Below are 23,310 nucleotides of genomic sequence, written 5' to 3'. Positions count from 1 at the left end.
AATTTGCACTTTCTTTAAACTAACAACACACATATAATGATTCATTTCTTTGGAAACGTAACCAGCAAGATATTTGCTGTTCAAACAACAAAAGAATTATCTACAGAAACCATAACAAAATTGTCTTGGTTATTTGGCGACCAGCCTAAAATAGAACAAGCATCTTTAGATGCTTTTTTTGTTGGCCCACGAGCTGCGATGATTACACCTTGGAGTACTAATGCTGTTGAAATCACTCAGAACATGGGGATTTCAGACATTATTAGAATTGAAGAATTTTCAGCTTCAACAGAAGAATTCATGGATTTCGATCCTATGATTTCAGAAAAATTTGCAAGCTTAAATCAAGATACTTTTACTATTGATATTAAGCCAGAACCTATTTTAAACATTGAGGATATTGCTGCTTACAGCGCACAAGAAGGTTTATCTTTAAGTACTGAAGAGGTTGAATATTTAGAAGGTGTTGCTAAAAAAATTGGTCGTCCGCTAACAGATTCTGAAGTTTTCGGATTTTCACAAGTAAACTCAGAGCACTGTCGTCACAAAATTTTCAACGGAACTTTTGTAATTGATGGAGAAGAAAAGCCAACATCACTTTTCAAATTAATTAGAAAAACATCAGAAACACATCCAAACGATATCGTTTCGGCTTATAAAGATAATGTTGCTTTTGTAAAAGGGCCAGTTGTTGAGCAATTTGCTCCTAAAACAGCTGACAAACCAGATTTTTACGAAACAAAAAATTACGAGTCTGTTATTTCGCTTAAAGCGGAAACGCATAATTTCCCAACCACTGTAGAGCCTTTCAATGGTGCTGCAACGGGTGCTGGTGGAGAAATTAGAGACCGTCTTGCTGGCGGAAAAGGGTCTTTACCTTTAGCAGGAACGGCTGTTTACATGACATCGTATTCTAGATTAGAAGAAAATCGCCATTGGGAACAAAAGTTTAAAGCTAGAAAATGGCTTTATCAAACTCCAATGGATATTTTAATAAAAGCTTCAAATGGCGCTTCAGATTTTGGAAACAAATTTGGACAACCTTTAATTACAGGTTCTGTTTTAACTTTTGAACATGCCGAAAACGCATCGTCTAGCGATTCTGAACCGAGAAAATTAGGTTTCGATAAAGTGATTATGCAAGCTGGTGGTATTGGTTACGGTAAAGCAGACCAAGCCTTAAAAGACACTCCAAAAGAAGGCGATAAAATTGTTATTCTTGGAGGTGAAAATTATAGAATTGGTATGGGAGGCGCTGCAGTTTCTTCTGCAGACACTGGTGCTTTAGCTTCAGGAATTGAACTAAATGCAGTACAACGTTCTAATCCGGAAATGCAAAAACGCGCTGCCAATGCTGTTCGTGGTATGGTAGAAAGCGATGAAAACTTCATTGTTTCTATTCACGATCATGGTGCTGGTGGACACTTAAACTGTTTGTCAGAATTAGTTGAAGATACAGGAGGACACATCGATTTAGATAAATTACCTGTTGGAGACCCAACACTTTCTTCAAAAGAAATTATAGGTAACGAGTCTCAAGAGCGTATGGGCTTAGTGATTTCTGAAAAGCATACAGAAATACTTCAAAAAATTGCAGACCGAGAACGTTCGCCAATGTATACTGTTGGAGAGGTTACTGGTAACGATCGTTTTACTTTCGAATCTAAAACTAAAGGTGACAAACCAATGGATTTAGCTTTAGAAGATATGTTTGGTAGCTCACCAAAAACTGTTTTAACAGATAAAACGGTTGTTAGAAATTATAAAAACCCACGTTATAAAACCAAAAACTTAAAAATATACTTAGAGCAAGTTTTACAACTTGAAGCTGTAGGTTGTAAAGATTGGTTAACAAACAAAGTAGACCGTTGTGTTGGTGGTAAAGTAGCCAAACAACAATGTGTTGGTCCTTTACAAATTCCTTTAAACAATGTTGGTGTTATGGCACTAGATTTTAAAGGTAAAGAAGGTGTTGCAACCTCTATTGGCCACTCGCCTATTTCTGGTTTAATTAACCCTGTTGCAGGAAGCAGAAACTCGATAACAGAAGCACTTACAAACTTAGTTTGGGCGCCTTTAAAAGATGGTTTAAATGCGGTTTCGCTTTCAGCAAACTGGATGTGGCCTTGTAAAAATGAAGGTGAAGATGCACGTTTATACGAAGCTGTAAAAGCCATTTCAGAATTCTCTATAGATTTAGGCATCAATGTACCAACTGGGAAAGATTCACTTTCTATGAAACAAAAATATCCTGATGGAGATGTTATTTCTCCAGGAACGGTTATTATTTCTGCGGGTGCTAACTGTAATGATATTACTAAAGTTGTTGAACCTGTTTTAAAACAAAACGGTGGTAACATTTACTATATCAATATTTCTCAAGACGATTTTAAATTAGGAGGAAGTTCTTTCAACCAAGTCTTAAATGCTATTGGAAATGAAACGCCAAATGTAAAAGATCCAGCTTATGTAAAAGCGGTTTTTAATACCATTCAAAGTTTAATAACAGAAGATAAAATTGCAGCTGGTCACGATGTGGCTTCTGGTGGTTTAATTACTACTTTATTAGAACTTTGCTTTGCTGATATTAATTTAGGTGCCGATTTAGACCTTTCTAAATTAGGTGAAGAAGATGCTATAAAAGTACTTTTTGCTGAAAACTCAGGAATTATTTTTCAAGCAGATGCTTCTGCAGAAACCATCTTATCCGAAAATAAAATAAACGCTATTAATATTGGTTCTGTAAACAATACAGGACAATTAAACATCAAAAACAACGACGAGAGTTTCTCTTTCGATGTTGCAGAAACTAGAGATGTTTGGTATAAAACGTCTTATTTATTAGACCAAAAGCAAACGGCAAATAATTTAGCTGAAGCCCGTTTCAATAATTATAAAAATCAACCTCTTCAATATACGTTCCCAAAAAATTTCACAGGAAAACTAGAAGCTTTTACTGGCAAACGCCCAAAAGCAGCTATTCTTCGTGAAAAAGGATCAAACTCTGAGCGTGAAATGGCTAACGCTATGTATTTAGCTGGTTTCGATGTTAAGGATGTACACATGACAGATTTAATCTCTGGTCGTGAAACTTTAGAAGATATTCAGTTTTTAGGTGCTGTTGGTGGTTTTAGTAATTCTGATGTACTTGGTTCTGCAAAAGGATGGGCAGGCGCAATTAAATACAACGAGAAAGCAAATAAAGTAATTCAAGATTTCTTCAAAAGAGAAGATACATTATCGGTTGGTATTTGTAATGGATGTCAATTATTTATGGAATTAGAAGAAATTAATCCGGAACATGAAGTACACGGAAAAATGATTCATAATGATTCTCACAAACACGAAAGTTCTTTTACATCTGTAAAAATTCAAGATAATAACTCTGTAATGCTTTCAACTTTAGCAGGAACAGAATTAGGGGTTTGGATTTCTCATGGTGAAGGTAAATTTAGCTTACCACTTTCCGAAGATAACTATAATATTGTTGCTAAATACGGTTACGAAGGGTACCCGAATAATCCAAACGGATCGGATTATAACACAGCAATGCTTTCTGATAAAACAGGACGTCACTTAGTAACTATGCCACATATTGAGCGTTCTACGTTCCAATGGAACTGGGCAAATTACCCAGAAGGAAGAACGGACGAAGTTTCTCCTTGGCTAGAAGCTTTTGTGAATGCTAGATTATGGATCGAAAAAAAGTAAACTAGTATATAAATTATAAAAGCGGTTTAAGATTAAGTTCTTAAATCGCTTTTTTTATGCGTTAATTTCAATTATTTCCTTTAGATTTTCTGTGTCGCTTTATTTGCAAACCTCTCTTTTGTAATTTTCTTTGTTTTCTTATAAGAGGAAAACTTAACCCAACCAAAAGCGCAATACAGGCAGCCGACCCTAAACCGCCTCCAAAACCATTAAAAAAACTACTGGTATTAAAAAAAATAATGGTGAACACTATTCCTGAGAACCCAATTAAAAAATAGTTTGATAATACTTTAGACGACACCATACCTATAAAAGATGCTCCAAAACAAACTAATGGTAAGTTTTTAGTTAAATACGGTGACAACAAATCAGGACAAACTAAAACAAACACGCCAACCAAAACACCTACTAAAGAAGATGCTCTAACTGGCCCTTGGTTTAAATCTACATGCAAAAAGAACGTAAACATTGCAGAAAGCCCACCAACTAAAAATAATATATATTGTTCTATACCCATTGAGAAATAACAGATGTAATTAAAAAAGCAAACACAACACCAGCAAAGGCCAAAGTACCCAATTTACCACCAACCCCATGAAAAGTATCCTTGGTGCCAACCAAAAGTAAACCCGCAGTAGCGCTCGCTATGGTTATAATGATATAATCGGTAGACACACTTATATTTGTCATTCCAACAAAAGCACCGCAATACACTGCAGTTGGTATCCCTTGAGCAAAAATGCTTCTTTTAAATAAATCAGGAATAAAACTAGCTATTAAACCAACTAAACTAGCAGATAAAACACGACTTACCCCAAAAGAATTAGATAAAGCATAAGTTATTATCGCTCCAAAAAAAACAAAAGCAATAGTTAACACATGTTCAAAACTGTGATCTACCGAGTTTAAAGGTGTTTTTTTATAGGTAACAAAAAGTAATATTAAGGATAGAATAATAAAGGCTGAAACAAAAATATTATTCTGATTCTCGAATAAAATAGCAGCTAAAAACCCTAAATGACATAAAATTATTGAAAAAAAAGAAAGTTTTTTTACATGTTTTTTAAACATACAAATTGTTTAATAAGAGCTTCAAAAGTACAGAATATCAACGAAATCTTATCAATAATCACTTAAGTATTTCAACAAAAAACAAGACATATTAAAAGCAAGTTAAAACAAGCTTATATTTAACCATATTATTGTATATTAATAACTGCTAAGCAATTAACCCACTTCTAAAACTAAACACATAGAGAATACAAAATCGACAGAAATCAACAAAGTTTTATACGAATACAATACTTTTTTGGTACATTATTTGATAATCTTATTTTATTTCCTATTTTGCACCCTAGAATACTTATAGCCCATGACCAAAATCACCAGACTTTTTGACTTTCCTTATTATCAATTAGAAACATATAATTTAGATAAGGCTTTTAACACAAAATATAATGGAAAGTGGCAATCTATTTCTTCGCAAGAATATGTAGATCAAGCCAATGCCATAAGTCGTGGTTTATTAAAATTAGGCATAAAGCCTAACGATAAAATTGCGGTTATATCTTCTACAAACAGAACAGAGTGGAATATATTAGATATTGGAGTTCTACAAATAGGTGCGCAAAACGTACCAATTTACCCTACAATTTGTGCCGAAGATTATGAATATATCCTAAATCATTCGGAATCTACATATTGTTTTGTTTCAGATGAAGAAATTCTGACAAAGCTAAATTCAATAAAAGGAAACACAAAACTTAAACACGTGTATACCTTTGATGATATTCAAAATGAATCTAGCTGGAAGGAAGTACTTAACTTAGGTGAAGATACCAGTATTCAACCTGAAGTTGAGACTAGAAAAAACGATGTAAAGTCTACAGATTTAGCAACATTAATTTATACTTCGGGAACTACAGGAAGACCTAAAGGCGTTATGTTATCTCATAACAACCTTGTTTCAAATGTTTTAAATAGTCAAAACCGTGTTCCTTTTGAATATGGTGTTGCTAAAACACTTAGTTTTTTACCTGTTTGTCATGTTTTTGAACGCATGATTCTTTATTTATACCAATATTGTGGTGCCGAAATTTACTTTGCAGAGTCTATCGAAAAAATGAGCGATAACCTCAAAGAAATTAAACCAAACGTAATGACTGCTGTGCCGCGTCTTTACGAAAAAGTATACGACAAAATTATAGCTAAAGGCAGTGATTTAACAGGAATTAAAAAATCGCTTTTCTTTTGGGCTGTTAATCTTGGACTAAGATATGAACCTTACGGACAAAACGGTTGGTGGTACGAGTTACAACTTAAAATAGCTAGAAAACTTATTTTTAGCAAATGGCAAGAAGGACTTGGCGGAAATCTAGACCTTATGGTTTCTGGTAGTGCCGCACTGCAACCAAGACTTACCAGAGTATTTGCTGCAGCTGGCTTACCTATAATGGAAGGTTATGGATTAACAGAAACTTCACCTGTTGTATCAGTTAATGATACGCGAAACGGAGGTTTTAGAGTAGGAACCACAGGTAGAATAATTGATGATGTTGAGGTTAAAATAGCCGAAGATGGTGAAATACTTGTAAAAGGCCCGAACGTTATGATGGGGTATTTTAAAGATGAAGCCAAAACAGCTGAAGCTATTAAGGATAATTATTTCCACACTGGAGATATTGGAGAAATAGATGCTGATGGTTTTCTTAAAATCACTGACAGAAAGAAAGAAATGTTTAAAACATCGGGAGGAAAATATGTAGCACCTACCCTACTTGAAAACCAATTTAAACAATCTCGATTTATAGAACAAATTATGGTTATTGGTGAAGGCGAGAAAATGCCAGCAGCTTTAATACAGGTAAATTATGATTTTGTAAAAGAATGGGCTAAACGCCATAACATTCCATTTACAACTAATGAAGACATCATCTTGAATACTCAATTACTAGAAAGAATTCAAGAAGAAATTAATTTTGCCAATGCCAACTTCGGTAAATGGGAACAAATTAAAAAATTCGAAATCACTCCAGACGTTTGGTCTATAGATGCCGGACACCTAACGCCAACCATGAAAATGAAGCGTAAAGTTATAAAACAAAAGTACCTTTCTCTTATCGAGAAAATCTACAGAGGTTAGTCAAATCTTCTCTTATTAGTAAAAGATTAACTAAAATTATTAATAATTTATTATGCATGCATAATAAATTTTAGTATATTTGGGAACAACAACCTCTCAACATGAAAGATAGAACCATCGATTATATTTTAAGAACAACATGGCTAGCCGTTCAAAAAATGTATAACGAAGAAGCATTAAAATTTGATAGTACTATGGCAACGGGGTTTACCTTATTAAGCATAGATCCAGAAAAAGGAACACCATCGACTGCTTTAGGCCCCAAAATGGGTATGGAAGCAACGAGTCTTTCTCGAATTTTAAAAGCTATGGAGAAAAAAGGTTTAATTGATAGACACCCAAACCCAGAAGATGGTCGCGGTGTAATTATCAAGCTAACACCTTTCGGAATTCAAAAACGCACCTACTCTAAAGATCGAGTTTTAACTTTTAATGAGAAAATTAAACATAACATCTCCGATGAAAAACTAAAGCACTTTAATGAAGTAGCCGATGTGATTCTAGAGATGGTTTCAAATAAAAAAATATATACACCAAACGACAACTAGTTAAATAAAATGAGCAAACGTAGAATAAAAAAAATCGCAATTATTGGTTCCGGAATTATGGGAAGCGGTATAGCTTGTCATTTCGCTAACATTGGCGTAGATGTCCTGTTACTAGACATTGTTCCAAGAGAACTTAACGACAAAGAAAAAGCTAAAGGCTTAACTTTAGAAGACAAAATAGTAAGAAATAGATTGGTTAATGATGCGCTTACGGCATCGTTAAAATCAAAACCATCTCCAATTTATCATCAAGATTTCGCTAGTAGAATTACTACAGGTAATATAGAAGACGATATTGCTAAAGTAGCAGATGTAGACTGGATTATGGAAGTTGTAGTCGAAAGACTAGACATCAAGAAAATGGTGTTTGAAAACTTAGAAAAATATCGTAAACCAGGCACGCTAATTACATCTAACACCTCTGGTATTCCTATAAAATTTATGAGTGAAGGACGAAGTGAAGATTTCCAGAAACATTTCTGTGGAACACACTTCTTTAACCCTGCGCGTTACTTAAAATTATTTGAAATTATTCCTGGACCTAAAACAGATGCTTCTGTATTAGAATTCTTGAATGGTTACGGCGAGCAATTTCTTGGAAAAACATCGGTAGTTGCTAAAGATACACCTGCCTTCATTGGAAATCGTATCGGTATTTTCAGCATACAAAGTTTATTCCATGCCGTTAAAGATTTAGATTTAACTATCGAAGAAGTAGATAAACTATCTGGACCAGTAATTGGTCGTCCAAAATCGGCAACTTTCCGTACGGTAGATGTTGTTGGTTTAGATACTTTGGTTCATGTTGCAAACGGTATTGCAGAAAACTGTAAAAATGACGAACGTTTAGAATTGTTCAAACTACCAGATTTCATCAATACCATGATGAAAAACAAATGGTTAGGAAGTAAAACAGGTCAAGGTTTCTATAAAAAGCAAGTCTCTGCAGATGGATCTAAAGAAATTTTATCTTTAGACTTAAATACACTAGAATATCGTTCGGCTAAACGTGTAAAATTTGCCACTTTAGAACTTACGAAAACGATTGATAAAGTTGTTGACCGTTTTAAAGTATTAGTAAAAGGAAAAGATAAAGCTGGTGAATTTTACAGAAAGAGTTTTTCTGCTTTATTTGCTTATGTTTCTAATAGAATTCCAGAAATAACAGACGATTTATATAAAATTGATGATGCCATGAAAGCCGGTTTTGGCTGGGAACATGGTCCTTTTCAAATTTGGGATGCCATTGGTGTCGAAAAAGGAATTGAAATTATGAAAGCTGAAGGTTTAGAGCCTGCTGCTTGGGTAAACGAGATGTTAGCATCTGGAAATTCTTCTTTTTATACTATTAAAGAAGGCGCAAGTTATGCTTATGATATTCCTAAAAAATCACAAGTAAAAATACCAGGTCAAGACAGTTTCATTATTTTGGATAATATCAGAAAATCTAAAGAAGTCTTTAAAAATTCGGGTGTTGTTATTGAAGATTTAGGAGATGGCATATTAAACTGCGAATTCCAATCTAAAATGAACACTATTGGTGGAGACGTTCTTGCCGGATTAAATAAAGCTATTGATTTAGCCGAAAAAGATTTTGCTGGTTTAGTCATTGGTAACCAAGCTGCAAACTTCTCTGTTGGTGCAAACATCGGAATGATTTTCATGATGGCTGCAGAGCAAGAATATGATGAGCTTAACATGGCTATAAAATATTTCCAAGACTCAATGATGCGTATGCGTTATTCTTCTATCCCAACTATTTCTGCTCCTCATGGAATGGCTTTAGGTGGTGGTTGTGAATTATCACTACACGCAGATAAAGTAGTTGCAGCAGCAGAAACTTACATGGGACTTGTAGAGTTCGGTGTTGGTGTTATCCCTGGTGGTGGTGGTTCTAAGGAAATGGCTTTAAGAGCATCAGACACTTTTAGGAAAGGAGATGTTCAGTTGAATACACTTCAGGAATACTTTTTAACTATAGGTATGGCAAAAGTATCAACTTCAGCCTATGAAGCTTTTGATATGGGAGTTTTACAAAAAGGAAAAGATGTTGTTGTTGTTAATAAAGACCGCCAAATTGCAGTTGCCAAACAACATGCTATGTTAATGGCTAATTCTGGCTACACGCAACCTGTAAAACGCACGGATGTCAAAGTACTTGGGAAACAAGCATTAGGTATGTTTTTAGTAGGAACAGATTCTATGAAAGACTCCAATTACATTAGTGAACACGACATGAAAATTGCTAATAAATTAGCTTATGTTATGGCTGGTGGAGATTTATCTGAACCAACGTTAGTTAGCGAGCAATATTTATTGGATTTAGAGCGAGAAGCTTTCTTAAGTTTATGTACAGAACGTAAAACTTTAGAGCGTATTCAGCACATGTTAACAAAAGGTAAACCTTTAAGAAACTAAGAAAAATGAAAACAGCATATATAGTAAAAGCATATAGAACCGCAGTTGGTAAAGCACCAAAAGGCGTGTTCCGTTTTAAAAGAACAGATGAATTGGCAGCTGAAACCATCAAATATATGATGAGAGAATTGCCAAATTTAGACCCAAAGCGTATCGATGATGTTATTGTTGGTAACGCCATGCCAGAAGGTGCACAAGGTTTAAATATGGCACGTTTAATCTCCTTAATGGGATTAGAAGTTGTTGATGTTCCTGGTGTAACCGTAAACCGTTTTTGTTCTTCTGGAGTTGAAACTATCGGTATGGCAACAGCTAAAATACAAGCCGGAATGGCAGATTGTATTATTGCTGGTGGTGCAGAAAGCATGAGTAGCGTACCAATGACTGGTTTTAAACCAGAATTGAATTATGATGCGATTGTAAAAGCAGGTCACGAAGATTATTATTGGGGTATGGGAAATACTGCAGAAGCTGTTGCAAAACAGTTTAAGGTATCTCGCGAAGACCAAGATGAGTTTGCATTTAATTCTCATATGAAAGCATTACGAGCGCAGGCTGAAAATCGTTTTCAAGATCAAATAGTACCAATTGAAGTTGAGCAAACTTATATTGATGCTAACGGAAAGAAAGCGACAAAATCGTATACAGTAACTAAAGATGAAGGACCTCGTGCAGGAACTAGTAAAGAAGCTTTAGCGAAACTTAGAGCAGTATTTGCTGCTGGAGGAAGTGTTACAGCTGGTAACTCGTCGCAAATGAGTGATGGCGCTGCTTTTGTAATGGTTATGAGTGAAGAAATGGTAAAAGAGCTAGGTTTAGAACCAATTGCAAGAATGGTAAACTATGCAGCCGCAGGTGTTGAGCCTCGTATTATGGGTATCGGACCAGTAAAAGCAATCCCGAAAGCATTAAAGCAAGCAGGATTAAAACAAGACGATTTATCTTTAATTGAGTTAAATGAAGCTTTTGCTTCTCAATCTTTAGCAGTAATTAGAGAGTTAAATCTTAATCCAGATATTATTAACGTAAATGGTGGTGCAATTGCATTGGGTCACCCGTTAGGATGTACAGGTGCAAAATTATCAGTACAACTTTTTGACGAAATGCGTAAGCGTGACATGCAAGGCAAATATGGTGCAGTTACCATGTGTGTTGGAACAGGTCAAGGCGCTTGCGGAATATTTGAATTTTTAAACTAATAAAGAACTTAATACAAAAATATAAAATGGAAGCAAATGAAAAAGACATCTTAAGAGGTGGTCAATTCTTAGTAAAAGAAACAAATTGTGAAGATGTGTTTACTCCTGAAGATTTTTCAGAAGAGCAAACAATGATGAAAGAATCCGTAATGGAATTTAACGATCGTGAAATCATTCCTCATAAAGCACGTTTCGAAGCTAAAGATTATGCACTAACTGAAGAAGTTATGCGTAAAGCTGGGGATATGGGCTTTTTAAGTGTTGCTGTTCCTGAAGCTTATGGTGGTATGGGAATGGGCTTTGTTTCTACTGTATTAACGTGTGATTATATTTCTTCAGGAACAGGTTCTTTCAGTACTGCTTTTGGTGCGCATACAGGAATTGGTACTATGCCAATTACTTTATATGGTACAGAGGAGCAAAAACAAAAATACGTACCAAAATTAGCATCTGGTGAGTGGTTTGGAGCTTACTGTTTAACAGAACCTGGAGCTGGATCTGATGCAAATTCTGGTAAAACAACTGCTGAACTTTCCACAGATGGAAAATCATATAAAATTAACGGTCAAAAAATGTGGATCTCAAATGCAGGTTTCTGTAGTGTGATGATCGTTTTTGCTCGTATTGAAGGTGATAAAAATATTACTGGATTTATAGTAGAATATAATGGAGACACTCCAAATGGGATTACTTTAGGTGAAGAAGAGCACAAATTAGGTATTCGTGCTTCTTCTACGCGTCAAGTATTTTTTAACGACACTGTTGTTCCTGCTGAAAATATGTTAGCTGGTCGTGGCGAAGGTTTCAAAATCGCGATGAATGCACTTAACGTTGGTCGTATTAAATTAGCTGCAGCTTGCTTAGACTCTCAAAGAAGAATTTTATCTACAGCAGTAAATTATGCTAACGAGCGTAAACAATTTAAAACGCCTATTTCAGACTTTGGAGCTATTAAAGTTAAATTAGCTGAAATGGCAACTAATGCTTACGCAGGTGAATCTGCAACTTATAGAGCTGCAAAAAATATTGAAGACAGAATAGCAATGCGTGAAGCTGCTGGAAATACACATCAAGAAGCAGAACTTAAAGGTGTTGAAGAATATGCAATTGAATGTTCTATTCTAAAAGTAGCTGTTTCGGAAGATGTACAACATGCAGCTGATGAAGGTATCCAAATTTTTGGTGGAATGGGGTTCTCTGAAGAAACACCTATGGAATCTGCTTGGAGAGATGCGCGTATTGCACGTATCTACGAAGGAACTAACGAAATTAACAGAATGCTATCTGTTGGCATGTTAGTAAAGAAAGCCATGAAAGGTCATGTTGACTTATTAGGCCCTGCTCAAAAAGTTCAAGAAGAATTAATGGGAATTCCTTCTTTTGATACACCAGACTTTTCAGAATTATTTTCTGAAGAAAAAGTAATGATTAATAAGTTGAAAAAGACTTTTTTAATGGTTGCCGGAGGTGCTGTTCAAAAATTTGGTCCGGACTTAGACAAACACCAACAATTACTTATAGCTGCTGCTGATATTTTAATTGAAATATACATGGCTGAATCTGCTATATTAAGAACTGAAAAGAATGCTAAACGCTTTGGAGCCGAGTCTCAATCTGTACAAATTGCGATGTCTAAACTATACTTATACCACGCTGTAGATATTATCGAAGAAAAAGGAAAAGAGAGTATTATTTCTTTTGCCGAAGGTGATGAGCAACGTATGATGCTTATGGGGCTTAAACGCTTTACTAAATATCAAAACTACCCAGACATTGTAGATTTACGTAACGAGATAGCCGAAAAAGTTAAGGCCGAAAATAAATATTGCTTTTAAGGGATTAAAACAATTCATTAGTGACTAACTCAAGTGTTAATAGGCGCTTCAAATTAATTTTTGAAGCGTCTTTTATTTGCAATAATTTCTTTGTTCTTTATATTTAGTAAAAACGATATCACATTCAAGCCCTTTTCTTTTTTGTATTTTTAAGAAAAAAAACTGAATGAAAAAATTAATACTCCCTTTACTCCTACTTTCTATAACCATTAGCTCTGCCCAAACTAATCAAAAAATATACGATATCATAGATGATGTTTCTGCAGAACGTATAGAAATAGACATTCAAAAACTGGTTGATTTTGGAACTAGAAACACCTTTAGCGATACTATTTCAAACACTAGAGGAATTGGTGCAGCAAGACGTTGGGTTAAATCAGAATTTGAAACAATATCATCTAATTGTAAAGATTGTTTGAATGTCTTTTACCAAAAGGACTTTGTTACCAAAAAAGGCAACAGGCGTGTACCTCACGACGCTTGGATTGTTAACGTTGTCGCTATTCAAAAAGGAACGAAATATCCAAACCGCTATATTATCATGAGTGGAGATATAGACTCGCGTGGTAGCGACACTATGGAGTTTACAAAAGATGCTCCTGGTGCAAACGATAATGCTTCTGGTATGGCGGGAACTATTGAAGCCGCAAGAGTACTTTCTAAATATAAATTTGAAAACAGTATTATTTATGTTGGCTTATCTGGTGAAGAGCAAGGTCTTTTTGGTGGAGGCGGTTTAGCCAAATATGCTAAAGAGCAAGGTTGGGATATTATCGGAATATTTAATAATGACATGATTGGAAACATTGAAGGTGTAGATGGAGTAATAGACAATCGTACATTTAGAATATTTTCAGAACCAGTTCCTGCTAACGAAACCGAAAAAGAACGCAATTTAAGACGTTTTTACGGAGGAGAAGTAGATGGTATTTCTCGTCAATTAGCACGCTATATACATAAAACAGTAAAAACGTATATGCCAGAAATGAACCCGATGATGGTTTATAGATTAGATCGTTTTGGACGTGGTGGACACCACAGACCTTTTAACGACTTAGGTTTTGCAGGAATCCGTATTATGGAAGCACATGAAAACTACACGCAGCAGCATCAAGATATTAGAGAAGAGAACGGTATTAAATACGGAGATGTTATAGAACACGTTAATTTCGATTATGCAAAGAAACTAACCACTGTAAACGCCATTAATATGGCTAGTTTAGCTTGGGCTCCACCAGCTCCAAAAACAGTTGCTATTGGCGGTATTGTGGAAGCATCGGTTAAATTTAAATGGGATAAAGTAGAAGGAGCTGTTGGCTACAAAATATACTGGAGAGATACCACCTCGCCTACTTGGGATAAAAGTCGCTACGTTGGTGATGTTTCGGAGTTTATGCTTGACGGTATTGTTATCGATAATTATTTCTTCGGAATTGCTTCTGTTGGAAAAGATGGATTTGAAAGCCCTGTAGTTTTTCCTAATCAGATATTAAGATGATTTCCATCTAGAGCATCATCATAATTAATCTAAACCTAACATATCATATAGGCTCAATAACATCATTTTCAGATAAATATAGAACAAAAAAAGAACCCAAAAGGGTTCTTTTTTTATTCACTTAAAAAGCAAATATTTATTTTTTAACTACAGCAGGAGCATTTAATTTAGTGCTCATTTCCATAGAAATTGCCGAACGTTCAAATTTTACTTTCCCAGACATTGTTTCGATAACACAGCTACCGTCTTTGTCATTAAGTTCTAAAATTTTGCCGTGTAAACCACTTTTGGTTATAACTTTATCGCCACGTTTTAATTCGGCTGCAAATTTCTTTTCTTTTTTTGCTCGTTTCATTTGTGGTGCAATCATAAAGAAATACACTACTACAAACATTAATACAAACGGCAATAAACTACCAATTCCTTCTCCCATTATATTTTAATTAATCGTGATTATGACCTTCGTGGCCTGGTTGTGTGCTAGATTTAACAGCTCGTGATGCTGCCGCAGCAGAAATACCAGGAACTGTTTGTGTAGTTGTAGCTTGTGGAGATGCATTATCATCTGTTTTCACAAAAGCTGCAATTTTAACTATTTCTTTACCTTTTTCAGTATTAGCTGTAAGCGTTAAACTCTTAGAGATTTTCCCTTTACCACTACCGTTATATTTCACTGTAAATTCACCTGTTTCTCCAACAGCTAAAGGTTCTCTAGACCAATCTTCTGGCACTGTGCATCCACAAGACGTTCCAATATTAGTAATTACTAATGGCGCGTTACCAGTGTTTTTATATTTAAATACTGTTTGAACAGATTTTTTAGCTTCTATTTCTCCAAAATCATGAGTAGTTTCTTCAAACTCAATTACAGGAAAGTTAGACGCACTAGCATCTCTTACTGCAGCTGCAGTAACATTTGCTTCTTCAATTTTTTTTGCTGCGTTTTCTTCTTTACAAGAAGTTAAAGCTAATACACATAAAGCGCTTAATCCTAGTATAATCTTTTTCATTTTTAATATATTTTTAATTGAAGTTGCAAAAATAACAATTATTTAGTCGAATTGAAATTTTTGTAATACTCTTAACATTAATTACATTAAACCTCTACCAATTTTATTTAAATTTCCCGCTTCGGTATACTCTTTTACAAGCTTATCTAGAATACCATTAATAAACACGCTACTTTTTGGAGTAGAATATTCTTTAGCTATTTCTAAATACTCATTAATAGTTACTTTGGCAGGGATAGATGGAAAACTTTTTACTTCACAAATAGCCATTTGCAACAATACATAATCTACATTAGCAATACGGTCTGAATCCCAGTTTTGAGTTTTTAGCTCAATCTCTTTGTTTATAGCAGTTCTATTCAATAATGTTTTTCTAAACAAATCGATAGCAAATTGCTTATCCTCAGAGTCCTTATATAAACGAGGAGTAAAGTGGTTTTCCGAAGTACTTAACTTTACCTTTCTAAGTAATTTTAAAATGGTAGTATTTACAGTAGGTAAATCATCCAACCAAGTTAAATTTTTATCTTCTAAATATTCGTAAAGTTTTTCGTTTGGAGCTATAATTTCTTTAAAAACATCAACTAAAAACTCTTTATCTTCCTTAAAGCTAGAAGTATTAGTTTCCATGTAGTTTTTATAAAGTTCACTTGCTGTAATGGCTTTAAAAATAACATCTACATATTCGCTATCCAATTCCCAATTCTTAACATCATACAAATCTAATTTGTCTTTTAAGTCCAAATTATTCAATAAAATTTTAAAAACTTCATTGTTTACAAACTTACGGTTTGGGTCTATATCTTCTTTTGTGGCAAGGTGCTTGTTTTGTTTTTTCACTAGGTTACTCTCAGCTCTTTTTTGAACTTCAATTATAAGTGAAATAAGTAATAAGTATAAGTTATACATATTATCTATGCTAAACAGCAGGAATTTTTGATCTTTACTAAAATCATCACTTTCACTACCTTTAAAGGCATACATGGTTTGCATTACTTTTACACGAATATGTCTTCTATTTAGCATCATTACAAAGAACTTATTATGGTTTGAAAAATTTTATTGCTTTCGTGCGGCAAAAATAACACTATATTTAAATAAAAGCCGCTTTTAAACACTTTATTATTCCGATAATACTTTAAGCTATATTTAACAATTGCTTATCGCATATCAATATCTCAATTATAATGAATACCCTATATTTGCAACTTATTTCCTTTAAAATAAATGAAAGAATTACAGCACTTAAATAAGTACTTTCTAAAATACAAAACTAATCTATTAATCGGTATTTTTATTACCATAATTGCCCGTATGTTTTTGTTATTTACGCCTCGGTATGTAAAAAAAATATTTATTGTAATAGAAAAATATTTCAATGAAGAAATGCCTATTGAAGCCTTTAAAGCCGAGCTCCTTGAAGCTATTTTATTCATTATAGGTGCTGCAATTATTGGTGGTATCCTTACATTCTTTATGCGACAATATATTATAAATGTATCGAGATATATTGAATTCGATTTAAAAAATGAAATTTATGAGCAGTACCAAAAGTTATCTTTAAATTTCTATAAAAAAAACAGAACAGGTGACTTAATGAACCGCATTAGTGAAGATGTTGGACGTGTAAGAATGTACGCTGGCCCAGCCATAATGTATAGCATAAACACAGTAACTCTTTTTGTAATTGCGCTAATATATATGTTTGAAGAATCGCCATCTTTAGCGCTTTATACTATATTACCACTACCTATATTATCAATTGTAATTTACAAATTAAGTAAAGAAATACATAGACGAAGTACAATTGTACAAGAGTATTTATCAAAACTTTCCACCTTTACACAAGAGTCTTTTAGTGGAATTTCGGTAATAAAAGCTTACGGAATAGAACCACAAACTTCGGCCAACTTCTCTACCCTTGCCGCAGAAAGCAAAGAAAAACAAATAGATTTAGCACGTGTACAAGCTTGGTTTTTCCCAATGATGCTTTTGCTAATTGGTGTAAGTAACCTAATTGTAATTTACATTGGTGGTATGCAATATATTAATGGTGAAATTGAAAGTATTGGTACCATTGCCGAATTTATAATTTACGTAAACCTACTAACTTGGCCAGTAGCAACCGTTGGTTGGGTAACATCTATTGTTCAGCAAGCGGAAGCTTCACAAAAAAGAATAAATGAGTTTTTAAGAATAGAGCCCGAAATAAAAAACACTGTTGAAACAGATACCGAAATCACAGGCGATATTGAGTTTAAAAACGTGACATTTACTTATGATGACACTAATATTACCGCTCTAAAAAACATCAGTTTCCATGTAAAAGAAGGCGAAACACTTGCCATTATAGGAAAAACAGGATCAGGAAAATCTACTATTTTAGATTTAATTGGTCGTCTATATGATATTGATAAAGGTTCTATAATAATTAATAAACAAGAAATTGATCAAGTAAATTTATCGAATTTAAGAGACAGTATTGGTTATGTACCGCAAGAAGCGTTCTTGTTTTCCGATAGTTTAAAAAACAATATTAAATTCGGTAAAGAAGATGCTACCGATGAAGAAGTGATTGAAGCTGCTAAAAATGCACAGGTTCATAAAAACATTATTAAATTTAATCATGGATACGATACCGTTTTAGGTGAACGTGGTATTACGCTTTCTGGAGGGCAAAAACAACGCGTTTCCATAGCTAGAGCGATTATAAAACTACCTAAAATTTTACTTTTCGACGATTGCTTATCAGCTGTTGATACTGAAACGGAAGAAAAAATTCTTAAAAATCTTAATAAAATCACAGAAGGAAAAACCACAATTATAGTAAGCCATCGTGTATCATCGGCTAAAAATGCAAACAAAATAATTGTGCTAGAAGATGGTGAAATAGTACAACAAGGTACACACGATACGCTAATAGATATAGATGGTTATTACAAACATTTATATTTAAAGCAATTAAGCGAAACCACTTCAAAATAAAACACTTACAGTTCTATTTGGTTTCTATGTGGCAATTAAATTTTACTTTTTGAAAAGAAACTCCTTAAAAGGTTGGTTTGTTTAGGTTTTTTTTAGATTTTTGAGACACTAGAATTAAAAACAAATTTCTATATAATTATGAACAATAATGGTATGATGGAGAAAGAGGAGATTTTTTCAAAGGTATTGAGAGCAGGAAGGCGCACTTACTTTTTTGATGTAAGAGCAACGAAGGCAGAAGATTATTATTTAACAATTACTGAAAGTAAAAAGTTTACTAATGATGATGGCTCGTTTCATTATAAAAAACATAAAATTTATATTTATAAAGAAGATTTTGCAGAATTTAAAGATATTCTAGGTGAAATGACCGATTATATTATAAATGAAAAAGGCGACGAAGTAATAAGTGAACGTCACCAAAAAGACTTCAAAAAAGAATATGATAATACAGTTGACGATGGATCTCGCGTTACTGAAGCAGAATTAAAAACACCAGAAAGCTTTACTGATATTAGCTTTGATGATATCTAAAGCATTTCAAAATATATAAATAAAAAAATCTGTTGCTAAAAAAGTAACGGATTTTTTTATGCCTTAACCGCAATTAGTGCCAAAAACAAACTCCCTAAAATATAACCAAGTGCTATTTGCCATCCGAAGGCTACCAAAAGAATTCCAGAAACCATTAACAACCAAATAGGCACCAAAGTAATGGCTATTGTAAAACGAAAGGTTCCAACAAATTCAACATCATTAACTTTAGGCTGAGCAATAAACTTCCAAATTAAATACGGTAAAATCAAATTACAGATGAGTAGAAATTTTAATCCGCTCTTCAGTAAACCCGGTTTCTTATGGGTATTAATTTTAGATGATGTGCCTCGGTTCTCTATAAAGGCATAAATTGCTTTAGGATTAGTAAAGCAAACATTCAAATCGTTAAGCTTCGTAATCGTTTCTGTATATGTATCTGAAGGTATATGTATTGTAAGTTTTGATATTTCAGAATGAATTTTAGTTTTTAAATTTATCACCGCTTCGTTTCTTTTTTCCGAAGCATAGTCTTTTGCTGTAATAGTCTCTCCGAAATATAACGAAACCGAATCTCCAAACCGCTCGGCGTTCTGGTAATTTAATCCAACCGGAATAAGCTGTAAATCGATATCGGGATAAGCATCCAAAGTATCAAAAACAATACGTGTAAACCCTTTACTTAAAGGTCGCACGGTTCGTTTTAAATTATGATTACCTTCTGGAAAAATAGCCACCATTTCATTCTTATTCAATATACCCGAACAAGCCTCAAATATGGCTTTATTATTATTAATAGTGTTCCAACCATCACGAATTCTATAAACGGGTAGCATTTGCAAGCTTCTCAATATTTTGCCTACTAATGGTTTTTTAAAAACAGCTGCTCTCGTTAGAAAATAAGGAAACCTTCCCGACTGTGTACCAATGATTAACGCATCTAACAACGCATTTTGATGATTCGATAATAGTAATAAAGGTTTATTTTCAGGTATGTTTTCAGCATTAAAAACATCGATTTTCTTATAATAGAAAAACAATCCTATTTTAATATACAACCGTACACTATGCAACCAAATTTTATTCAATAGTACTTTTATTATTTTTTATTTTTTAGACCAATACGTGGCCAATAGTAGTCCTGAAATAATATGCCAAATCCCCCAAAACGCAGCTAAAATAGCCATTCCTCCTAACCCATTAAAAAACGAAAATATCAGTAGTAAGCCCAATCCTGTATTTTGAATACCAGTTTCTATCGCTAATGTTTTTTGATCCACAAAGGACAGTTTAAAAGCCTTCGCTAATAAAAACCCAAGTAAAATAGCGAGTATATTATGTCCTATTCCAAGTATTAAAACATGATGAATATAGGCATTAAACACATCTATGTTTTTAGAAAACGCAATAACAACAATAGTCGCAAAAATAACAATAGATAATGGTTTTAGCAGTTTAGACAGCTTAACAGCAAAGTCCGTTCTGTAATGGCGTAATAACATCCCCAAAATTAAAGGAACTCCAAGTATTATTAAAACTAATTGTATTAAATCGAATGGATTTAGTGCCACATTTTTTAAAATTTGCGCCGTTGGAGGATACAAATTTCCATAAAACTGAAAGTTAAAAGGTGTCATAAAAACAGCTGCAAAGGTTGCAAAAGCAGTTAAACTTATGGATAACGCCGTATTTCCTTTAGCTAAATGCGTCATGAAGTTAGAAATATTGCCACCGGGACAAGCTGCCACCATCATCATACCTAAAGCAATGCTTGGTTGGGGTTTCACGATATAAACAACACAAAAAGTAATGAATGGTAATAATACAAACTGACTTAAAACACCAACTAAAACGGCTTTAGGTTGCTTAAATAAAATTTTAAAATCGTTTAAACTAATCCCCAATGCAACACCAAACATAACAACAGCTAACGCGATGTTTAAAACCCATAGCCCATTACTATCAAAGTTGATTTTTACATCATCCAGTTCTTGCATATGTTATGAAACTGTTGTTCCGTTTTTTACTTTATTTTCTGGATTTAGCAATATAACATCCTTACCGTCTACAGCACCAACAACCAAACATTCACTCATAAAATTAGCGATTTGTTTCTTCGGAAAATTAACTATAGCCACAATTTGCTTTTGTATCAAATCTTCTTTTTTATAAAGTGTGGTAATTTGTGCCGATGTTTTTTTTATGCCTAAATCTCCAAAATCAATGGTTAATTGATAAGCGGGTTTCCTTGCTTTCGGAAAATCGTTCACCTCCAAAATAGTACCGACTCTTAAATCTACTTTTGTAAAATCTTCGAAAGTTATTGCTTGGTTCATTTTTTAAAAATACAAATAATCCCGAACTTAGCATAAAACTTTTAACTATGGCTCAAACTCCATCCAACATGCTTCCGTTAGGAACAAAAGCACCTCAGTTTTCATTGCTAGATACCGTATCTGGAGAAACTCTAGATCTCAATGCTTTAAAAGGTGAAACCGGTACTGTAATTATGTTTATTTGTAACCACTGCCCTTTTGTAATTCATGTAAATGAAGAATTAGTAGCCATCTCCAATGCATATCTAAAAAAAGGCCTTAAATGTATCGCTATTTCTAGTAACGATGTGGTTAACTATCCGCAAGATAGTCCTGAAAAAATGAAGCTTCATGCGGAAACAGAAGAGTATCCTTTTCCTTATTTGTACGATGAAAGTCAAGCTGTAGCAAAAGCTTATGATGCCGCTTGTACACCAGATTTTTATGTATTCAACGGGAATTTAGAATTAACTTATAGAGGCCAATTAGACGATTCTAGACCAGGCAATGGCGTTCCTGTTACCGGTAAAGATTTACGCCACGCTATAGATTGCTTAGTGAATAACACTAGTAATAATGCGCAACAAAAGCCAAGTATTGGTTGCGGTATAAAATGGAAAAAGGCTTAATTAATTTTTAATTGAAAAATGCCAACATCTAGCCAAGTATCAAACTTAAAGCCAACTTCTTTTAAATGTGCCACCTGAGTAAAACCAAATTTTTCGTGTAGCTTAACGCTTGCAGGATTCGGAATGGTTAAAACACCCAAAACCGATTTAAAATTACGTTGCTTTAACTGCGCAAGTAGTTCGGTGTATAGTTTAGAACCTATTTGCTTTCCATGCGCTCCGTTTTTAACATATACTGTAGATTCTACAGTATAATTATAGGCAGGTTTCGGTCTAAATTTACTACCGTAAGCAAAACCTAAAATCTCATTATTGTCTTCAAAAACTATACACGGGTAATCTTTTAAAATAAGCTCTAACTTTTCGGTAAAAGCATTTAAGGATAAAGCTACTTCATCAAAAGTAACCGTAGTATGTATTACATAATAATTGTAAATTTCTAAAAGGGCGCTAGTATCGGCAAGAGTTGCTTTTCTTATCATTTTAAATCCAACCTTTAAGTTTCATTAAATTTTCAATGTGCGCATAATGGTGGTTACTATGCCAAGCGTAATTACCAACATTAAAATTTAATGGCACTTCACTATTAGTTTCCGGATGAATAAAACAAGCTTGCAAAGCTTCTTCCGATAAGGTTTTTAATAAATACACCAGTTTAAAATGTATGGCACGCAAATGTGCTAAAGACATTTCTATGGGTGCAGATTTAGAATCTATTAATTCTGCCCAACGCTCTTCAAAATATGCTTTTATTACAGGTTTATCTTCTGTTAAAGCCCATTTAAAACGTGTATAACTATGGTGATGACTATCGGATAAATGATGAATAACTTGCCTAATAGTCCAACCTTCTGGTCTATATGGCGTATCTAGCTGTTGGTCTGTTAAGTCTTTAACTAAACCTTCTAGTCTATTAGGAAAGTGCTCTAATATAGAAATCCAGCCCGCTAGATGTTCTTTAGTAATATTGCTAGGGCAAGAAAATTGACCTATTGGGTATTTAAGCTGTTGGAGTTCTTTATCTGTCATAAAAACAAATATAAAACAATGCTAGCTAATTTCTACCATATCATTTTCGACAAAATTAATGGCCATATCTAACTCTTTAAAATGCTTTATAGTACCTTTAAAAAAGAGTTTTTCGATAATAGCATTAGATAGGCGTGTTTTATCTGAAACTACAATATAAGATTTTAAGAAATAGCTATTTTTAAAAAACCTTATCCAATCGGAAGCCATAACCGAATACGAATTAATTCTATTCGATATAAAATTAATAGTTGCTCCATCTGGCGTACCTAGGTATCCAAAAACATCGTCAATAATTATTTTTGCATGTACATCCCAAGTAAAATCAACACCTTGATTCACTTCGGAAACAACACACTTTTCGAAAATAAAAACGCTGCCAAAATCGTAATTAAATTCTTTCAAAACCATTGGGTAAAAATCCGACTCTCTTATACTAATCATACTACAAAAATAG

The 23,310-nt window shown here is 33.8% G+C and carries 21 protein-coding genes; 10 read left to right on the top strand and 11 right to left on the bottom strand.

The window, feature by feature from the left end; genetic code table 11:
* Nucleotides 1–36: 36 nt before the first annotated feature.
* Nucleotides 37–3,711, top strand: a complete 3,675-nt coding sequence (purL, locus tag V6246_RS12195; RefSeq protein ID WP_341560763.1) for a phosphoribosylformylglycinamidine synthase — start codon at nt 37–39, stop codon at nt 3,709–3,711.
* Between the two features lie 67 nt (nt 3,712–3,778).
* Here the strand turns inward: purL and V6246_RS12190 are convergent, their stop codons facing one another.
* On the bottom strand, nt 3,779–4,228 hold the full coding sequence (locus V6246_RS12190) for a hypothetical protein (protein WP_341560762.1): 450 nt from the start codon (nt 4,226–4,228) through the stop codon (nt 3,779–3,781).
* Nucleotides 4,219–4,782 carry a hypothetical protein gene (locus V6246_RS12185; protein ID WP_341560761.1) on the bottom strand — a complete coding sequence of 188 codons (564 nt, stop codon included), beginning with the start codon at nt 4,780–4,782 and terminating at the stop codon, nt 4,219–4,221. The genes V6246_RS12190 and V6246_RS12185 overlap by 10 nt, the downstream gene beginning before the upstream one ends.
* 301 nt (nt 4,783–5,083) lie before the next feature.
* Here V6246_RS12185 and V6246_RS12180 point away from each other — a divergent pair, with 301 nt between their 5' ends.
* The 6 genes from V6246_RS12180 to V6246_RS12155 all read left to right on the top strand — a co-directional run bounded on the left by V6246_RS12180 (nt 5,084) and on the right by V6246_RS12155 (nt 14,351).
* Nucleotides 5,084–6,853: an AMP-dependent synthetase/ligase gene (locus V6246_RS12180; protein ID WP_341560760.1), complete on the top strand. Its 1,770-nt coding sequence runs from the start codon at nt 5,084–5,086 to the stop codon at nt 6,851–6,853.
* A gap of 101 nt (nt 6,854–6,954) precedes the next feature.
* A complete protein-coding gene (locus V6246_RS12175; protein ID WP_159019559.1) occupies nt 6,955–7,401 on the top strand; it encodes a MarR family winged helix-turn-helix transcriptional regulator in 447 nt (148 codons plus the stop codon).
* Nucleotides 7,402–7,410: 9 nt separating this feature from the next.
* A complete protein-coding gene (locus tag V6246_RS12170; protein WP_341560759.1) occupies nt 7,411–9,819 on the top strand; it encodes a 3-hydroxyacyl-CoA dehydrogenase/enoyl-CoA hydratase family protein in 2,409 nt (802 codons plus the stop codon).
* Between the two features lie 5 nt (nt 9,820–9,824).
* A complete protein-coding gene (locus V6246_RS12165; protein ID WP_341560758.1) occupies nt 9,825–11,018 on the top strand; it encodes an acetyl-CoA C-acyltransferase in 1,194 nt (397 codons plus the stop codon).
* A gap of 26 nt (nt 11,019–11,044) precedes the next feature.
* Nucleotides 11,045–12,853 carry an acyl-CoA dehydrogenase family protein gene (locus V6246_RS12160; RefSeq protein ID WP_341560757.1) on the top strand — a complete coding sequence of 603 codons (1,809 nt, stop codon included), beginning with the start codon at nt 11,045–11,047 and terminating at the stop codon, nt 12,851–12,853.
* Between the two features lie 166 nt (nt 12,854–13,019).
* Complete coding sequence (locus V6246_RS12155; RefSeq protein ID WP_341560756.1) at nt 13,020–14,351, top strand: M28 family metallopeptidase; 1,332 nt, start codon at nt 13,020–13,022, stop codon at nt 14,349–14,351.
* Nucleotides 14,352–14,487: 136 nt separating this feature from the next.
* Here V6246_RS12155 and yajC read toward each other — a convergent pair whose 3' ends face one another.
* The 3 genes from yajC to nusB form a co-directional block, all read right to left on the bottom strand.
* On the bottom strand, nt 14,488–14,784 hold the full coding sequence (yajC, locus tag V6246_RS12150) for a preprotein translocase subunit YajC (protein WP_042495844.1): 297 nt from the start codon (nt 14,782–14,784) through the stop codon (nt 14,488–14,490).
* Between the two features lie 10 nt (nt 14,785–14,794).
* The gene (locus V6246_RS12145; protein ID WP_341560755.1) at nt 14,795–15,361 is read right to left on the bottom strand and encodes a DUF1573 domain-containing protein; all 567 of its coding nucleotides are present in this window, start codon (nt 15,359–15,361) and stop codon (nt 14,795–14,797) included.
* An 81-nt stretch (nt 15,362–15,442) separates the two neighbouring features.
* Complete coding sequence (nusB, locus tag V6246_RS12140; RefSeq protein WP_341560754.1) at nt 15,443–16,390, bottom strand: transcription antitermination factor NusB; 948 nt, start codon at nt 16,388–16,390, stop codon at nt 15,443–15,445.
* Nucleotides 16,391–16,588: 198 nt separating this feature from the next.
* Here nusB and V6246_RS12135 point away from each other — a divergent pair, with 198 nt between their 5' ends.
* Both V6246_RS12135 and V6246_RS12130 read left to right on the top strand, forming a co-directional pair.
* Nucleotides 16,589–18,346: an ABC transporter ATP-binding protein gene (locus tag V6246_RS12135; protein WP_341560753.1), complete on the top strand. Its 1,758-nt coding sequence runs from the start codon at nt 16,589–16,591 to the stop codon at nt 18,344–18,346.
* Nucleotides 18,347–18,484: 138 nt separating this feature from the next.
* Nucleotides 18,485–18,880, top strand: coding sequence for a PUR family DNA/RNA-binding protein (locus tag V6246_RS12130; RefSeq protein WP_159019550.1), 396 nt, complete (start codon nt 18,485–18,487; stop codon nt 18,878–18,880).
* Nucleotides 18,881–18,936: 56 nt separating this feature from the next.
* On the opposite strand, the gene V6246_RS12125 is transcribed toward V6246_RS12130, so the two are convergent.
* The 3 genes from V6246_RS12125 to V6246_RS12115 are packed head-to-tail and all read right to left on the bottom strand — an operon-like array spanning nt 18,937 to nt 21,216.
* Nucleotides 18,937–19,968 (bottom strand): lysophospholipid acyltransferase family protein, encoded by a 1,032-nt coding sequence (locus tag V6246_RS12125; protein WP_341560752.1) that lies wholly within the window; start codon nt 19,966–19,968, stop codon nt 18,937–18,939.
* A gap of 18 nt (nt 19,969–19,986) precedes the next feature.
* Entirely contained in the window at nt 19,987–20,877 is an 891-nt protein-coding gene (locus tag V6246_RS12120; RefSeq protein ID WP_341560751.1) for a bile acid:sodium symporter family protein, read from the bottom strand.
* A 3-nt stretch (nt 20,878–20,880) separates the two neighbouring features.
* Complete coding sequence (locus V6246_RS12115; RefSeq protein ID WP_341560750.1) at nt 20,881–21,216, bottom strand: tRNA-binding protein; 336 nt, start codon at nt 21,214–21,216, stop codon at nt 20,881–20,883.
* 47 nt (nt 21,217–21,263) lie between these two features.
* Here V6246_RS12115 and V6246_RS12110 point away from each other — a divergent pair, with 47 nt between their 5' ends.
* A complete protein-coding gene (locus V6246_RS12110; RefSeq protein WP_341560749.1) occupies nt 21,264–21,824 on the top strand; it encodes a thioredoxin family protein in 561 nt (186 codons plus the stop codon).
* Here the strand turns inward: V6246_RS12110 and V6246_RS12105 are convergent.
* The 3 genes from V6246_RS12105 to V6246_RS12095 are packed head-to-tail and all read right to left on the bottom strand — an operon-like array spanning nt 21,821 to nt 23,297.
* Nucleotides 21,821–22,306, bottom strand: a complete 486-nt coding sequence (locus V6246_RS12105; RefSeq protein WP_341560748.1) for a GNAT family N-acetyltransferase — start codon at nt 22,304–22,306, stop codon at nt 21,821–21,823. The genes V6246_RS12110 and V6246_RS12105 overlap by 4 nt on opposite strands.
* Nucleotide 22,307: 1 nt before the next feature.
* Nucleotides 22,308–22,853: a YfiT family bacillithiol transferase gene (locus V6246_RS12100; RefSeq protein ID WP_341560747.1), complete on the bottom strand. Its 546-nt coding sequence runs from the start codon at nt 22,851–22,853 to the stop codon at nt 22,308–22,310.
* A 21-nt stretch (nt 22,854–22,874) separates the two neighbouring features.
* Complete coding sequence (locus V6246_RS12095) at nt 22,875–23,297, bottom strand: hypothetical protein (protein WP_341560746.1); 423 nt, start codon at nt 23,295–23,297, stop codon at nt 22,875–22,877.
* Nucleotides 23,298–23,310: the final 13 nt, after the last annotated feature.

The sequence above is a fragment of the Algibacter sp. TI.3.09 genome, from assembly GCF_038154905.1.
GTDB lineage: Bacteria > Bacteroidota > Bacteroidia > Flavobacteriales > Flavobacteriaceae > Algibacter.
Note: the sequence above shows the minus strand (reverse complement) of the source record. Positions and strands in the feature narration are given on the sequence as shown.